Here is a 16,324-nt window from a genome sequence, read left to right on the forward strand (position 1 = left end):
GCAAGCGTGGCAGCGGCTTCCTCGGATTTCGATGGGCGCGCAACTCGCACTAGCATGCGTGCCCCATGAGCACCGTGCGCTACCTGTCACTTGGTCCCCTGCTCGCCGGGGCGGGCTCCCGAGCCTTCCTGGGGCTTGCCCTCGAGGATGGCTTGCCTCCTCGCCCCGTCGTTCTCATCTGGGCTCCGCAGGAGGTGGTGCAGAGCCCGGAGCTGACGGCGAAGCTGACGCGAGAGACGGGCCGGGCGCTCGTCTTCGAGCACCCGAACATCCTGCGCGTCCACAGCCTCGCGGCCCAGGACGGCGGCCTGGCGCGCGTCACCGAGTTCGCCGATGGAGAACCCCTGCGCCGCGTGCTGGAGGCGAGCCCTCGGCTGCCTCCGCCGCTGGCCGCGCTGGTGGCCGCGGATGCCGCCACGGGCCTGCACTACGCGCACATGGCCGGCAACGACGACGGCTCGCCGCTGGTGCACGGCGACGTGCGGCCCGAGACGCTGATGCTCTCGTTCAGCGGCCTGACGAAGGTGACGGGCTACGGCGCGCTCAGCGTGGCCCCGCGCGAGCGCGATGGAAAGCGCGTGAAGAACCGCCGCGCGTACAGCGCTCCCGAGCAGCTGCTGGGGGGCCGCGAGGCCGTGAATGTCCAGTCGGACGTGTTCCTGCTTGGACTCGTGCTGCACGAGTGCCTGTCCGGGAAGATGCCCTTCAAGGACAACGCGGACCCGGACAAGGCGACGCTCACGCGCACGCTGCCGACGATGTCCGTGGACGTGCCGCTGAAGCTGGATGCGGTGGTGCGCAAGGCGACGGCGAAGCGCGCGTATGACCGGTACCCGTCCGCGCACGCCTTCCGTGAAGCGATTGTGGAGGCGGTCGGCACGCTGCCCGCGCACACGTCGCTGGCGGACTACCTCGCCAAACTGTTCCCGCCGGAGAACGAGGCCCGCGCCGCGCGGCGCCGGGTCATCGAGGCGGGCATCGCGGACGTGCTCCAGAAGGTCGGCGTCGCCCCTCCGGCCGTGGCGGAGTTCCTCGTCACGGGCACCCTGCCCCCTTCGGCCATTCCGAAGGTCTGGCCGGCGATGCAGGGCCAGCTCTCCATCCTCGCGGCCATGTCCGGCGGCACCAGCGGCGTGCAACTCGCCGAGGTGAGCACGACGACGAGCCCTGCTCCGTCAACGGAGAGCACGGGCTCCTCCGCGACCGTCGCGGCGGGAGCAGCGCCCGCCACCGAGGCGACGAGCATCACCGCTTCCAATCCCACGCTGCCCGCCGTCGCGACCCTTCCCGCGACGGGGAGCGCCTCCGCCACCGCGTCGACGAGTACCCCGGCCGGGACCAGCAGCGCGGGTGTCTCAACCGCGAGCACGGGAACTCCCGCCGACACCGGGTCGGCTACCGCGAGCGCTGGAACTCCCGCCGCCACCGGGTCGACTACCGCGAGCGCTGGAGCTCCCACCGCCACGGGGTCGGCTACCGCGAGCGCTGGAACTCCCACCGCCACGGGGTCGGCTACCGCGAGCGCTGGAACTCCGGCTGCCACTGAGTCGGCGACATTGAGTTCGGGAACTCCCGCCGCCACCGTGAGCTCCGGGCCCTCCGCGGCCACCGCTTCCTCAACCATGGGTGCCGCGCCGCTCGCGGGCACCTCACCGGGCGTCGCGAGTGGAACGGGTGCATCCGGGGTCTCCGCGCCGCAAACGGGCGCGGTGCCTGCCTCGGGCCCCGTGCCGCCCACGGCCGGTACTCCTCGAAAGTCCTCTCGGGCCTGGCTCGCCGCCGTGGGCGTGGGCACGGTGCTCGCGCTGGGTGGAGCGGCCGTCATCGTCCAGCGACTGCCCCCTCGAATCGAAGCGGAGCTGGAGGACGCGGGTCCTCCGTCCGTGGCGATGATCGGCCTGGATACCGACGCGGGGACGAGCGCTGACAGTGGCGTGGATGCGGGCGCCGAGGTGATTGCGACGGGCTTCCTGGACCTCACCGTCGACCCTCGTGTGGACGTGTCCTATTCCGGCGGGTTCCTCGGTCGCACGCCGCTCAGCGTGGCCCTGCCCGCCGGCCGTCACGTGCTCACGCTCACCAATGCCGTGCTCGGCATCCAGGTGGCACGCACGTTCACCATCACCGCGGGCGGACGGAACGCGCAGCAGATCTTCCTCAACAAGGGCTTCATCAACGTGCGCGCGCCCAAGGACGCCATCGTCACCCTCAACGGTCGGCTCGTCGGCGCCGCCCCCGTGGAGGAGCAGGACGTCTACGAAGGCACGCACCAGCTCCTCGTCATCGCCAACGGCGCGCGGTGGCAGAAGACCTTCAAGCTGGAGCCCGGGCAGCGCGTCTCGTTCGACGTGGACTTCGAGTCGCCCTCCGAGGAGTAGGCCCCCTCGACGCTCGCTGGCAGGCGCTCCCGGAAATGAGCCCTGCCAGCGCCTACGCGCGGCGCTCCAGGCGCAGCAGCGCGATGACCTGGTCGGTGTCCAAGGGGCGCGTCACGCAGTCGCTGGCGCCCGCGTCCAGGCACTTCGCCCGCTCGTCATCGCGCGGATTCGCCGTGACGACGACGATGGGCAGCCCCCTGAAGCGCGCATCCGCGCGGAGCGTCCTCAGGGCCGTGTAGCCCGCTTCCGTCATCGCGATGAGCAGCAGCAGTCCATCCACTTCGGGCGAGTCCGACAGGACACGCAGGGCCTCGTCCATGCTCTCCGCGTGGAGGCTCTCCAGCCCGCGCGACTCCAGGACGCTGATGAGTGAGAAGGCCTCTCGGATGTTGTCGTCCACGACGAGCACGCGACGCCGCATGACCGTCTCGGGCGGCGGCTCGTCGTAGCCGAGCATCCTCGACTCGCGCCCCTCTTCCAGGACCCCAGCCCCCGCCACCTCGCCTGAGTTCGAGCCATCGTCAGGCTCTCGAGGACCGCCCTGGGTCGGCTCGCCCCGGGCAAACGCCGGGATGTCGGCCGCGGAAAGCTCCACCGCGCCCTGCACGACGGACCTTCCAGCACGCGTGGAGTCCCGCGACTCCTCCACCTCGTCCAGGACGTCCGCCCCCACGTAGACATCGGGCAGGTAGAGCGTGAAGGTGCTGCCACGCCCCAGTTCGCTGGCGACCTGCAGCTCTCCGCCGAGGAGGCGCGCCAGCTCGCGGCTGATGGACAGCCCCAGGCCCGTGCCCCCGTATTTGCGGCCCGTGCCCGGCTCCGCCTGCTGGAAGGCCTCGAAGATGCGCTGGAGCTTGTCCTGCGCGATGCCGATGCCCGTGTCCACGACGCTGAACGACAGCACCTCGTCGGCCTGATTCAGGACCGGGTTGTCGAAGTGGAACAACCCCTGGGCCATCTGGGTGATGCGCAGCTCCACTCGCCCCGCATCCGTGAACTTGAAGGCGTTCGACAGCAGGTTCTTGAGCACCTGCCGAAGCCGCATGGAGTCGGTGCGCAGCGTCGGAGGTAGCGTGCCCGAGAGCGCGACGCCGAAGCCCAGGCCCTTCTGCTCGGCGACGTGTTGGAAGTCGCGCTCGATGAGCGACTTCACCTCCGTGAGCGCCACCTCTTCCGGTTCGATCCGCAGCTTCCCTGCCTCCACCTTGGACAGGTCCAGCAGGTCGTTGATGAGAGAGAGCAGATCCACGCCCGAGGCATGGATGGTCCGCGCGTACTCCGCCTCCTTTGGCCCCAGCCGCTGGTCCGAGTCCTCCGAGAGGAGCTTCGCGAGGATGAGCAGGCTGTTGAGCGGCGTGCGCAGCTCGTGGCTGATGTTCGCCAGGAACTCGCTCTTGTGCCGTGACGCGAGCGCCAGCTTCTCCGTGAAGCCCACGTTGTCGTTGAGCTCCTTCCACACGCCGGAGTGCCCCGTGTCAGCGCCGCCGCCCGTGCTCTCCACACCGACCCGCCGCGAGACGCGATTCACCTCGCTCGCGAAGGTCGTCAACTGCGCCACCATCCTGTTGACGATGTTCTTGAGCTCCAGCGACTCGCCCCGGACCTCCACGGTGAGCGTCTGCGACAGGTCCCCTTGCGCCACCGCGCCGCTCACCCGGATGAGGTCCCGCACCTGCGCGGAGAGACTGCCGGCGAGGACATTCACTCCGTCCGCCAGCTCCCGCCACGCTCCGACGGACCGCGCCACGTCCACCCGCGCGCCGAGCCGCCCCTCGACTCCCACCTCGCGGCCCACCCGGGCAACCTCTCGCGAGAGGGCCGACCACCGCTCCGCGCCCGTGTTGAAGGTCTCCGCCAACCGGTCCATGAGCGGATTCGTGCCCCGGACGGACACGCGCCGTGAGAAGTCACCCTGGTTGGCTGCCTCCATCGCGGCCAGGAGGTCCCGGAGCTGCGCCTCGTGCGGTGCTGTCCCCTGGTTGCCGTCGTCTTCCAAGCCTTGCTCCCGTGAACCCGCGTCCGTCACTGGGACGAAACGCACCCGGTCTCGCGACGCCACGTCACCGCGGCGTCAGCGAACACCCGAACCGTCTTCGAGAATCCCGAACGGGGACTACGCGCTCTTGCGGCGCCGCATCATCGCTTCGTACGAGCGACCCACGCTCTGCGAGAGGATCATCAGCTCGCCCACATCCGGCGGCGTGAGCTGATCCGGCCCATTGTCCACGTACAACAGGTGCACGACCTTGCCCCGGACCAGCAGCGGCAGGATGACCGCCGTCGTCGGGAAGCCGCCACCCAGCAGCTTGTAGAACACGCCCATCGCCGCGTCCCGGCGCACCGGCCCCACGTAGTGCGAGCGTGTGTCGCGAACCAGACGGAACGTGCTCTGCTCCCGGAGCGCGACGCCGATGCGACGCACCGCCGCCTCGCGCACCCCCGGGCCCATGCCGTGCCAGCCCGTCACAAGGCTGCCCTGCACCGACAGCAGCAGGTTGCGCCGCCACTTGCCCAGCGCGAAGCGCAGCACCGTGCGCGCCACATCCTCGCGGTCCGTGCTGCGCGCCAGCTCCGCCTGCGCCTCCGCGAACGTCAGCGGCGTGGGAGGTGGCTCGGGCGGACGCTGCACGGGCGCGGTGGCCACGGGAGGACTCGCCACGGGTGCCACCAGCGGCCTCGGAGGCACCGGGGCCGCGGGCACGCCCACCTGCATCGGAGGAGGCGGGGGCGGCATGGGCGGCGGAGGCGCCACCGGGCGCGGCGCGGGGGGCTGCGCCTGCATGGCGGGAGGCGGGGCCACCGGACGCGACACGGGCACCGTCGCCATGGGCATCGGCGGGAGCTCGGGCAGGGCCTCCACCACCTCGACGCCAGTGATGACCTCCTCCTCGCCGACGTCGCCCTCGTAGTCCGCGCCACCGCGCAGGGCCTGCGCGTAGACGGACTGGAACTCCTCCTCGCTCATCAGGTCGGGCGGCTTCTCCTGCGCCTTGGCGATCTCCGCTTCCGCCTGGGGCGAGCCCGGCTTGGGACGGGGCCGCACCGCGTTCATGTCGATGGCGCGCAGCGGGCGGAACGCCTTGGTGTAGCGGCGCAGCAGCTGGTTCATCCGGAACTCGGGGATGACCACCGGCACCACGCGCTTGCCCGTCTTGAAGGCAATCGCGTCCAACGTCTCGAAGTCGTGCGGGTTCACCACCGCGACGCTCAGGCGCGTCGCGTCCACCCGCATGGGGAGCAGCTCCTTGTCATCCGCCTGGTTGGCGGGCACCAGCTCCAGCGCCTTCGGGTCCGGCACCATCTCCCCGGAGGCGAACGCGCTGTTGTGCAGGGAGCCCAGCACCCGGGCCAGGTCCACCTCGGACACCAGCCCCAGCTCCACCAGGTTCGTCCCGAGCCGCCCGCCATGCACCACCTGCGCCTCGAGCGCCTCCTCGAGACCCTCCGCGGTGACGAGGCCATCCTTCAGGAGCTGTTCGCCCAGGCGCATGACCGGCTTGTAGCCGCGCCCCATCCCGGTCCGCAAGCACGCACACCCCGCCCCCTAGTCCTCCGGGTGGTGACTGAGCGCCACCCGGTTGCCCTCTGGATCCCTCACGTACACCGTCCACCGCGTCTCGTGCTCCAGGGGTACGCCCGCCTGAGTAAGCTCGGACACCACCGCGTCGCGCTCCGCCCTCGCGATGCGGAACGCCAGCATCAGCAGGCCCGGACCCGGGTGCCGGAAGGGCTGGGGTTCGGGCTCCGCGCCCGCCGCCTCGATGGCCAGGAAGCCGCCCCCGGGCACGCCCACCCAGATGCTCCGCAGGGTGCCGTCCGGGCGCGGATGCCGGGTGAGCTCGGGAAAGCCCAGCAAGTCCCTGTAGAAGGCTGTCACGCGCTCGATGTCCCACGCCTGGATGGCCACGTGGTGGAAGCCCTGAACGTTCATGGGGGCGATGCTATGGTCCGGCCGCCCATGGCGCGACTGCTCATCGTCGAGGACAACCACGAGCTGGCCTCCCTCATCGTCTCCACGGCCCAGAGCCGGGGCCACGACGCGCGCGCCGTGCACACCGGCGAGGCCGCGCTGGAGGCGCTCAGCCCCGGCTCCACGTGGGACGCGGCGCTGGTGGACCTGTTGCTTCCCGACATCCGAGGCAGCGAGGTGCTCGGTGCCCTGCGGGCCCACGGCATCCCCGCCATCGCGGTGAGCGGTGTGTACAAGGGTGACCGCTTCGCGCAGGAGGCCGTGCAGGTCCACGGCGCCCGAGGCTTCTTCGAGAAGCCCTTCGAGCTCATCACCGTGATGGAGGCCCTGGAGCGCGCGGGTGGCGTCGAGCCCGTGCCCCGCGCCGCGCCTCCCGTGGAGGAAGACGCGGCCCAGGATGAGCTGCTCGACGACGTGGACCTCATCGTCCTGGAGGAGCTGATTCCCGACACGGAGGAGGACGCGGGCGAGGCGAGTGCACCCATGCAGGCCATCCCCGACTCCGCGCCGCTGCCCGGCCTGGAGAGCGAGGAGCCGGCCCTGCCGCTACCCTTCGCCCACCGGGGGAAGGTGTGGACCGACGCGCAGCCCGCTTCGGCCAAGACACGGCGCGCGCTGCCCGAGTGGTCCCTCGGTGGAGACCTGAAGGACACCTCCGTGGCGCGGCTGCTCAACGCCTATTACGAGGCGCGCCACCACGGGGAGCTGAAGCTCCAGCAGGGCTCCATCCTCAAGGTCGTCTACTTCGAGTCCGGCCGCATCGTGTACGCGGCCTCCAACCTGGCACACGAGCGATTCGGTCGCTTCTGCGTCCGGCGCGGTGTGCTCACGGAGGAGAAGCTCGCGGAGGTGGCCGCCATCGCGAAGCAGCAGGGGCTGCGCACCGGTGAGGCGATGATTCGCCTGGGTGTGCTGGATGCCCCACGGCGGCGACAGCTCCTGGAGGAGCAGGTCCGCGAGCTGCTCTGGTCCACCTTCACCTGGACGGAAGGCGCCTACGGCTTCAGCGCCATGAGGCCGCAGCGCGCGGACCTGGTGAAGCTGTCCGTCTTCCCGGGCGACCTGGTGCTGGAGGGCGTGGAGAAGACGGAGACGCTGGTGGCCCTGCGTCAGCGCATGGGCCAGGGACGTCGCCTGTTCCCCACCGCCGACCCGCCCTACGGCCTGCACGAGCTGAAGCTGCAGGGGCCGCAGGCCTTGCTCCTGGCCTACGCGGACGGCAGCAAGACGGTGGAGGACCTGCTCGCGCTGACGGACCTGTCGGAGCGACAGGCCCTGGCGACGCTGCGGGGCCTGGAGCTGCTCGGCGTGCTGGAGGAGCGGCCGGAGACGCCCAGCCGCCGCCACCGCATCTCCTTCGGCCTCTGACTCAGCGCCGCGCGCCGTCCCGACGACGGCGCAGCCACTGAGCCACCGCGAGCAAACCCAACAGGGCCCCGCCCGAGCTTCCCTGCGAGCAGCCACAGGACGAGGACGGCTCGCGAGACAGGGCTCCCGATACGGGCACGCCGTTGAGGAACACCTCGCCAGTGAAGCGCGGCGAGGACAGCAGCCGAGGCCGGGCCACGTACGTCAGCGTGCTCGTCGCGTGCGCGGCGAGCGCGACACCCTCCACGGCGAAGCCTCCCTCGTCGGACTGCTCCGCGAGGGCCAGCCCCGCGACCTTCACGCTGCCGGGCACCAGCTCCATGCCCTCGACGCGCTCCACATAGCGCAGGCCCGTGACGGCACAGTCGGTGGTGTTGCTCAGCTGCACCACCACGCCCACCAGTCCGGTCTCCTGGCCGGAAGCGGTCTCCGTGGAATGCGCCACGTCGACAAAAGGCTCCGCGACAATCGGCACCGTGTGCACCCGCGCCGCCGCGTTGCCCCCACCCGCGTCGGCACTGACGCGCAGGGTGACGGACGTCCCCACCAGTTCCTGCAGGCCTGTCTCGCGCGTGGCCACGGTGACGCTGCGGCCCGACAGCTCGCCCTGCGCGAGCGCGGGGCCACCTTCCTGGGACCAGGAGACGCTCACGTCCGAGCACGCGTCGGGAGGAATCTCCTGCGTGAGGGTCGTCGTCGCGCCCTCGCCACAACGCGCGACGAGCGCCTCACCCTCCAGCTCACCCAGGGCGACCGCTCGCGCCTCGGAAGTCACCGTCTGTCGCGTCCGGCCCGCCTCGACGGGGGCGGCGACGTCGGAGAAGAGTTCGCCTCGCACCGTGTACGGGGTGGCCGAGCAGACCGCTGGCAACTGGAAGCGCCACGCACCGGGCACGGGCACCACCTGGGAGGAAATGGGCGCGCCATCGGCGGACTCCAGGAACATGCGCGCCTTGAGCGCATGCGCCCCAGGGCAGCGCAGGGACGTGCCCAGCGTCGCCTCGACGTCCTGCCCGCCCGTGACGCGCATCGACAGGTCGAGGCTGGCGGCCGACACATCCTCCGCCTCCGGCTGGGCCTCCACCTTCACCACGGACTCCGGCCCTTCCAACAGGCCGACTCCCGCGACGGTCATCCGGTTGCGGGCCACCAGCGTCAGCGACGTGCTCGCGCAGCCTTCCGCTGACACCTGGAGCACTGGCGCGGTGACGGGCGAGGTCAGGTCGACGGGGTTGCCGGCACCATCCTTCACCGTCAGCCCTGGAGGCACCACGCCCCCATCCTGGAGCCGCCACACCGTCTCCACTTGTGGCAGCCCCGCCGTGGCTTCACAGGGGTGCAGCGCTTCGGGACGCAGCTCCACGGTGTGCCCGGAGGTCAACGGGCGCACGGTGTTCGGCGCAAAGGGCGCCGCGGGCTTTCCCCACGGCCGCACGTCCACGGTGAACGTCGTGGGCTCGGATGGAGCCAGGCCCTTGTCCCTCGCCCGCACCTCGTACGTGTAACGCGCGCCTGTCGCCGAGCAGAGGAAGTCCGAAGGCATGAACGTGGCGGAGCGGCCGCCCGCGTCCGTGTGCAACACCGGCTGGCCCGGGGGCGTGCTCCACACGTAGTCCACGGACTCGCAGATTCCGGCGCCCGGTGACGCGGCGAACACGAGCGCGGGGCCTCCCGCGGACGTCGTGGCCTGGAGCGGCATCACCACGGGCGCCCCAGGGCCCTCCGTGTTTTCAATGAGCACGGACACGGTGGCCTGCCGGTCATGCGTGCCCAGACCATCCGAGGCGAACACCGTGAACTGGGTCATCGTCGGCTCGCAGACCACTGGAGCCGTGAGGGACAGCGACACCGCGTCCACTCCGGGCGTGGCGTTGACCTGCACCAATGACTGCCCCACCTCCGCGGAAACTCGGACCGCGTCGCCGTCCTCATCGGTCGCCGTCACATCCAGCGTCCGCGTCGTGGCCTCGTTGATGTTGACCGGCGCCGGAATCGCGCCGAACACCGGTGCCACGGCGTTGACGTAATAGATGACGTTCTGCACCGGGTTGTGCAGGGTGATGACGCAGAAGGTGGAGTCCACGCAGGACACCTGGGCGAACGGGTCCGACACCGGCAGCGACGCGTTGGCGAACGCGGGATGAATCCGCCACGTCACCCCCGAGTCGGCCGCGCTTCCCGTCGGCACCGCGCCGAGCACGACGTGCTCTCCGCCGTTGCGAGTGCCCACCGCGAGACCAAAGCCCGTGCCCCGGCTGCTGCTCAGCTCGGTGTTCATGTCCACGGACACGATGCTCACCGGTCCCGAGTCGAGCAGCGTGACGCGCTGGAAGTCCTGGGGAACCGGCGAGGCGGAGAGCGGCGCGCGGAACAGTCCATCCGAGTTGCCCACCAGGGCGATGGGATACACCCCACTCGTGGGAATGAGGTCCACCGTCAGGAGCGGCAGCGTCGTCAGCGAAGCGTCCATGTTGAACGCGGCCTCGCTCCGGTTGCCTCGGATGTAGAGGAGGTTCGGATTGCCGACGACGGGGATGAACGCATGGGCAACTCCCCCCGCGGTCTCCGTCACGCCCATCACCGACGTCGCCTTGTACTGCCCCGTCTCCAGGACGCGGGTGTTCCACGGGAAGGTGGCGGTTTCGGACGGACTCGCGTGCAGCAGCAGGAACTCGTTCGTGTCGACCGCGATGGAGGCGTAGCCAGTGCCCGACGCGGTCTGCATCACCCGGCGAACCTCGGTCGTCGTCGAGGTGGGCAGCTCCGGGATGATTTTGGCAGGAGGAAGGCAGTCGTTGTGGGCGAGGATTTGCCCATCCACCCGCACGCCCGCGAAGCAACCCGAGGACATCAGCAATGTGCCCACGGCGGGCGACAAGACCCGGTTGGCCACCTGCTCCCCGTCGATGTGGAGCTCCACGCCCTGGGAGGAAGCGAGGGCGACGGTGCCAGGACTCCACACCCTCACATCGCTCGGGTCCCCCGCGACCGAGAGGCCTTCCTTCCACTCCGCGGCCGCCACCGCGGACAGTCCCAAGCAGAGGCAGATGAGGATGCCGGAGCGCACGCGATACTCCTAGTAGGCGAGCTCTGCCCGGAGGTAGAGCCGGTCCTGATCTTCGGACGACTCGGAGCCCAAACCCAAGCCGCTGAAGCCCAGCAGTGTGTACCCGACGGCCATTCGGAGCTTCTCATCCATCCGATATGCCACTTCAGCCCGCACCGCGGTCAGCCGGTCGCCGTCGGGTGAAGCCGTCCGACGCGCCAGCTCGCCCGCCACTTCCAGCCCACCCACCACCCGGACGGCGGGGCGCACCGTGCCCGTCCACACCCACCGCGAGGAGCCTTCCAGGCTGCTGTGTCCCGCGTGCAGTCCCGCCGCGACGGAGAACCTGTCGCCCAGGCGCACCGCGGGAAGCAGGGAGAGAATCTGGAGCGCCCTGTCGCCGAAGGCGGCGCGAGTGCCCGGCAGCAGCTCCCGGGTGACTCCGTAGCGCGCCACCACGAGCCACGGTCCGGGTCGCCACGCCAACGCCGCGTAGCCCTCCAACAGCCGGGCCTCCAGCGCGTCGTCGTTGAGGGTTCGCGAGAAGTCCACGCGACCGGAAGCCGTCACGTCGCGCGCCAGCTCCGCCTCGGCGGCCAGCGCCACCACCGTCTGCAACCGGTCCACGGCCTCCGTCGTGCCGCGCTCCGGCGTGCCCTTCTCCCGTCGCAGTTCGAACCGGCCCTCCACCCGCAGCTTTTCCAGGAGCAGCTGTCCGAAGACGCCGCCCGCGTCGCGCCGCAGCGGAGGATTCACGTCCAGCAGGCTGCGCACGCCGCGCTCGTAACGAGCGCCCACGCTGAAGCCATCCAGCACCGACTTCTGGAGGCCCACCGCCCGCGACAGCCGCACGGACGTCGCGTCATGCAGGCCCACCTCCTCGACGAACAGCGCGGTGCCGCTGTCGGGCAGCTCCGTGCGAGCGCCCGTGAGCGTCCGTCCGGCACCGAAGTCCGGCCCATCCACGTCCACCGAGTAGCCGCCGTAGTACACGTCCGAGCCGCGACGAGACTCCACGTTGGCCCACGCGCGAGGCCCCAGCTCGGGCCCCCAACCACCGCGCACCCCCACTCGCGTGTCGCGCCCCAGTTCGACGTCCACGCCCGCCGCGCTGAATGTGTCGTCCACGCGCCCCGGCCCCGCGCCATGCAGAGCCAGCTTCTGGCGATGAGAGGCCTGGAGCCAGAGGCCGTCGAGCAGCCGGTAGCGACCCGCGACGCCCATGGAGGTGCGGCCGCCTGTCAGCGCCTCGCCCTGCCCCACGACCTCCGCCGCCTTGAGCCGAGCGTCCCGCGCCTCCACGCTCACGCCCCAGGTGGACTCCTCCCACCCCACGCTCGCGCCCACGGTGCTCGCGGAGAAGGGGTTGTCCACGAAGGGCTCGCGAGGGTCCGCCGAGTTGCGGCCATCCGCGAGCAGCAACAACCGCAGCCGGCCCACGGGCTGGCGCAGCCTCAGCGCGAGTTGCTGGAAACGCGCCGCATCCAGGTGCGCACCGTCCGAGAAGCCCCGCCCGCGCCAGCGATAGGACGCATCCACGGAGCCATCGCCCCACAGGCCCGGCCCCCGCATGCGCAGTCCCAAGGCCTCGCCGCCCGTCGCCAGCCCCGCGCCAGGGCGCAGGAAGCTCAGGCCTCCGTCGTCGGACACCCCGAACACGGCCGAGTCCACCGCCATGCCACGACTGGAGGCCGCCTCCGCCTCCAGCGAGTACGCGCCCAGTCGCGCCGAGCCCCGGCCCGAGTACAGCGTGTAGGGACGGCCCTCGCGGCCTTCCCGCACCGCGGCCAGCCCCACGCGCGCGCCGCCCCACTCGGCCCACACCTCGCCGCCACCGGAGTCCTCCGTGCCCGTCGTGCGCAGCGCCGCGTAGTCGACGACGAGCACCGGCTCCGGCGCCTCCGTGAGCATGTCGGTGCGAAGGAAGGTGTCGCCCGCGAGGAACGACAACGGCCGCGACAGCAGGATGCGCCCGGCGAAGTAGTCGATGTCGTAGTCGCGCCCGCGCACCAGGTGGCGCTCCGCCAACGGCAGACCGGTGACGCCGTCGCGCACCTCCACGCGAACCAGCTCCGAGCCCTCCGCCACCGACACCGCGCCCAGGTAGAAGAGGCTGCCGCCCGTCGCGCGCAGCTCTTCATGGGCGGGAACAGCCGAGAGCCCGCGCGTCGGGTCCGTGAGGCTGCCGCCGAAAGCATCCACACCGGCGCGGAGCCCCGGGCCCTTCTCGCTCGAGGTGGTCAGCTCCGCATAGGGGCCGAAGAGGGGGCGGTGGTAACGGCCCACCTCGCGGTCCTGCACCAGCGCCCGGTACGTGCCCAACCCCGCGCGGCCGAAGTCCGGGTGACGCGCCTCCACACGAAGCCGGGCCTCGGTGGCGTTCGGCGTCAGCGACACCGAGTCGTCGCCCCACTCCTCCGGCGAGAAGTCCGGGTCCGCCACCCGGTCGAAGCGCTCGGGGACGCGAGGACGCAGCCAGTCCGGAAGCTCCGCGCCGCGCAGCGTGCGGCCATCCGTATCGCGCAGGTCCAACTCCCCCACCACGTCCACCGGCCCCAGGCGCACTTCCGCGTGCGCGGAGCCCCGGCCTCGCAGTTGGAAGTCGCTGTCCGCCGGCGCAAAGCTCGCTTCGAGGTCCAGCAACCCCACCGCGAACGGCCTCGGCTCCGCGAGGATGTCCACCACCGTCTCGTGCGCGGAGCCTCCTGGCGGCGTCAGGGCCAACGTCACGCGGTTGTTCCCTGAAGCCAGCGTCACGGGGACCTCCACGCGACCCTCGGGCCCGACCACGGAAGACTCACCCTCAGGGCCTCGCACCGACGTCCCCGCCGGAGCCTCCACCTTCAGCCGGGTGACACCACTGGCCGCGGCCTCGTCACGCGCGGAGGGGAGCTGGAAGGAGCCCACGAGCACCAGCGGCCTCGGCACCACCAACCAGCCTTCGGCCCGGCGCACGACGTCGACCTGCTGCCGTGACAGGCGCACCCTGCCATCCGGAGCCGTGGCCTGGATGGCCAGCGTGTTGTCCCCGGCGATGAGGGGAACCCAGGCGCTCCACCCACCGCGAGCATCCACCTCCGCGTCCAGCGCACCGACGCGCACGCGGTCTCCCACGGCGGCCTGACCCGCGAGACGAAAGCGCACGGCCCCCTCGCCGGCGACCACGTCCGCCACGGGAGGTACTCGCGAATAGGACAGCTCCAGCGGCGGCGCATCCGAAGCCAGACTGCGCACCGCGAAGTCCTGGAGGGCGACGGCGCCCCACGGCACCTCCACCGTGGCGGCCTCCGGAGTCACACGACTGGCGGCCGGCAGCGAGCGCGGATCCACCTTGAGCCGGTGGCGCCCCGGACGCAGGTGCAGGCCGCGCGTGGCGTCCGGCGTGCGGGAGTCCACGCCCGTGAGGTGGAAGCGTCCTCGCGAGTCCGTGCGCACCTCGCGCCCCGTCGTCAGCACCAGCCGCACTCCCGCGACACCTGGCTCGTCAACGCCACAGCGCCCATCCCCATCGACATCCAGACACACGCGACCGGCGATGGTGGACGCCAGCGAGGGCACGTCCATGGACACGCCCTGTCCCCAGGCCGCCCCGGTGCAGAGCATCGCGCTCACGAGAAGCAGGCCCGGAAGCCTCATGGGCGCACCTCGATGAGCGCGGTGACACCCGTGGCCACGTCCGCCACGGAGACGCTCACCGGACGCGTGGAGCGCACGGTGAACGACGTGCGTCCCTCGCGAACCTCTTCGCCCTCACGCGTTCCGTCCGACAGCGCGACATGCACCGCGCGCCCTTCCAGGACGTGCCCGCGAGAGTCCTCCAGCCAGTACGTCACGCGAGCGCCTTCCCCGCGGAGCCGCACGTTGACGGGAACCTCGGGCGCCACGCGCACCTGCTGCGAGACGGCCTCCGGCACGAGCGGCACATCCAGCGGATACGCCAGTCCCTCGCCGCCCAGGACGTGGACGGTGCGCACCAATCCCGTCCACAGGCCATGCGCCACCAGGTGCGTCCCCGGCGACAACGCGCCCAGGGCCACCGTGCCGTCCAGGCCCGTGGTCAGCTCATGTCCATCCAGGCGCAACGGCTGCGAAGGCACCGGCAGTCCCGCCAGGTCGGAGACGCCCGCATACAGCACGCCTCCGCGCGGCCACACTGCGATGCGCGCGGGCTCGCTGCCCACCGGCCCCCAGGCCCGAGCGCTCAGCGTCACCTGCTCCGCGCCCCCAGCGACAGGCGGCTGCCAGGCACTCGCGAAGTCACCGGGCGCGGACTCCACCGCGGGCGTGAAGCCACCCTCGGGAGCCTCCAGCGACAACGTCGCTCCGGGGCGTGCACGGCCGAGCGCATCCCGCGCGCGCACGGACACCCGCGCCTGTGCGCCCCGGTGCACGAGCGCCTCCGACACGGACATGGCCAGCTCCGCCACCGGCCCCTGCACGAGCTGCAGCGACAACACCTCGCGAGAGCCCGCGCCGCGCTGGGGCCACGCGGCTTCGATTCGCTCGTCATCGCCGAGCGTCCGAGGCGCCGTGTAGAGCCACTCCAGCATGCCGCCCGCCGCGCGTGACGGTCCTCGCAGGACACCGCGACGCGCCTGCGCCGTCACCTTCGCGTCCTCCACGGGCTTGCCCAAAGGGTCGCTCGTCGCGCACAGGAGCCGCGCCTGAGACACACCATCCGCCGGCAGTCGCTGCGGTTGAAACACACACGCGAGCCCGTCGGTGGGCGGCAGTTTCAAGTCGATGTTCTCACGCCGCGCATTGCCGGCCCTGTCCACCACGCGGCCCTGGCCGAAGCGATGTCCCGGCGGCACGACGATGGGAAGACGGAAGCGGCCATCCGGTCCCGCCGTCACGGGGCCAAAGCTCTCCCCCGCGATGTCGATGGACATGCGCGCATCCGGCTCCGTCGTGCCCGGCAGGTTCACCGACGCGGCGAGCGGCACCAGCACGCGCCCATAGGCCCCGTGGACGGACTGCGGGCTGGGCCACGCGGAGAACGCCACCAGGATGGCCACCTCCGGATGGCGCGTGTCCGGGAGGACGTAGCGCGCGCGATAGGTCCCCGGCGCGACGCGCTCCAGCCCTTCCACCCTGCCGGTGCTGACCCGCACCACTGGCGGCGCGCCGCTGTCGTCAGCCGTGCCATCCGGCCGCAGCAGACTCACCGTGAGCACCGCTTCCTTGTCGCGCCCCTTCACCGGCGCGGCGGGCTCCAACCCCAGCTTGACGTCCGTGGCGGGTGGTCCGAGCACGAAGCGCGCCTGCGCCTCCAGTCCATCCACCCGCGCGCGCACCTGCACGTCGCGCGCGCCCGGGCGGGGCACGACGATGAAGGTGCGAAGCGGCGACTGCGCGGGCCCTTCTCGAAGCTCCGCGCCATCCACCGTGAGGGTCGGCGTCCCCACCAAGGGCACCGGCACTCCGGACGCATCCTTGCGAACCACCGCCACCGGGAAGCCCTCTGGCGTCACGGCGGACGACGGCCCAAGCAGTTCGAGTGTGTCGGCTCTGGCCGAAGCACACACGCACAGCATCACAAGGACTGGGAGCGGAAAATGT

General features: G+C 71.4%; 8 protein-coding genes. 2 read left to right on the top strand and 6 right to left on the bottom strand.

Going from position 1 to position 16,324, the window contains the following annotated elements; all coding sequences use genetic code 11:
- Window positions 1-65: 65 nt before the first annotated feature.
- A complete protein-coding gene (locus HUA74_RS18750) occupies window positions 66-2,378 on the top strand; it encodes a protein kinase (protein WP_174455594.1) in 2,313 nt (770 codons plus the stop codon).
- Window positions 2,379-2,430: 52 nt separating this feature from the next.
- Here the strand turns inward: HUA74_RS18750 and HUA74_RS18755 are convergent, their stop codons facing one another.
- From HUA74_RS18755 to HUA74_RS18765, 3 genes are all read right to left on the bottom strand, one after another.
- Entirely contained in the window at window positions 2,431-4,374 is a 1,944-nt protein-coding gene (locus tag HUA74_RS18755) for an ATP-binding protein (protein ID WP_174455595.1), read from the bottom strand.
- 117 nt (window positions 4,375-4,491) lie between these two features.
- A complete protein-coding gene (locus HUA74_RS18760; protein ID WP_174455596.1) occupies window positions 4,492-5,868 on the bottom strand; it encodes a general secretion pathway protein GspE in 1,377 nt (458 codons plus the stop codon).
- A gap of 54 nt (window positions 5,869-5,922) precedes the next feature.
- Window positions 5,923-6,309: a VOC family protein gene (locus HUA74_RS18765; RefSeq protein WP_174455597.1), complete on the bottom strand. Its 387-nt coding sequence runs from the start codon at window positions 6,307-6,309 to the stop codon at window positions 5,923-5,925.
- Window positions 6,310-6,321: 12 nt separating this feature from the next.
- On the opposite strand from HUA74_RS18765, the gene HUA74_RS18770 reads away from it, so the two are divergent.
- Window positions 6,322-7,716, top strand: coding sequence for a response regulator (locus HUA74_RS18770; protein WP_174455598.1), 1,395 nt, complete (start codon window positions 6,322-6,324; stop codon window positions 7,714-7,716).
- Window position 7,717: 1 nt separating this feature from the next.
- Here HUA74_RS18770 and HUA74_RS18775 read toward each other — a convergent pair whose 3' ends face one another.
- From HUA74_RS18775 to HUA74_RS18785, 3 genes are read right to left on the bottom strand one after another with little or no spacing between them, the layout of a single operon-like run.
- Window positions 7,718-10,783 carry a hypothetical protein gene (locus HUA74_RS18775; RefSeq protein ID WP_174455599.1) on the bottom strand — a complete coding sequence of 1,022 codons (3,066 nt, stop codon included), beginning with the start codon at window positions 10,781-10,783 and terminating at the stop codon, window positions 7,718-7,720.
- A gap of 9 nt (window positions 10,784-10,792) precedes the next feature.
- Window positions 10,793-14,398, bottom strand: a complete 3,606-nt coding sequence (locus HUA74_RS18780) for a flagellar motor protein (RefSeq protein ID WP_174455600.1) — start codon at window positions 14,396-14,398, stop codon at window positions 10,793-10,795.
- Window positions 14,395-16,299: a hypothetical protein gene (locus HUA74_RS18785; protein WP_174455601.1), complete on the bottom strand. Its 1,905-nt coding sequence runs from the start codon at window positions 16,297-16,299 to the stop codon at window positions 14,395-14,397. Before HUA74_RS18785 ends, HUA74_RS18780 begins: the two co-directional genes overlap by 4 nt.
- Window positions 16,300-16,324 lie beyond the last annotated feature (25 nt).

Source organism: Myxococcus sp. CA051A (assembly GCF_013336705.1).
GTDB lineage: Bacteria > Myxococcota > Myxococcia > Myxococcales > Myxococcaceae > Myxococcus > Myxococcus llanfairpwllgwyngyllgogerychwyrndrobwllllantysiliogogogochensis.

Coding starts and splice junctions, on each gene's coding strand:
- HUA74_RS18785 (WP_174455601.1), bottom strand. CDS start 16,299: ATGCTGTGCGTGTGTGCTTCGGCCAGAGCCGACACACTCGAACTGCTT.
- HUA74_RS18765 (WP_174455597.1), bottom strand. CDS start 6,309: ATGAACGTTCAGGGCTTCCACCACGTGGCCATCCAGGCGTGGGACATC.
- HUA74_RS18750 (WP_174455594.1), top strand. CDS start 66: ATGAGCACCGTGCGCTACCTGTCACTTGGTCCCCTGCTCGCCGGGGCG.
- HUA74_RS18780 (WP_174455600.1), bottom strand. CDS start 14,398: ATGAGGCTTCCGGGCCTGCTTCTCGTGAGCGCGATGCTCTGCACCGGG.
- HUA74_RS18760 (WP_174455596.1), bottom strand. CDS start 5,868: ATGCGCCTGGGCGAACAGCTCCTGAAGGATGGCCTCGTCACCGCGGAG.
- HUA74_RS18770 (WP_174455598.1), top strand. CDS start 6,322: ATGGTCCGGCCGCCCATGGCGCGACTGCTCATCGTCGAGGACAACCAC.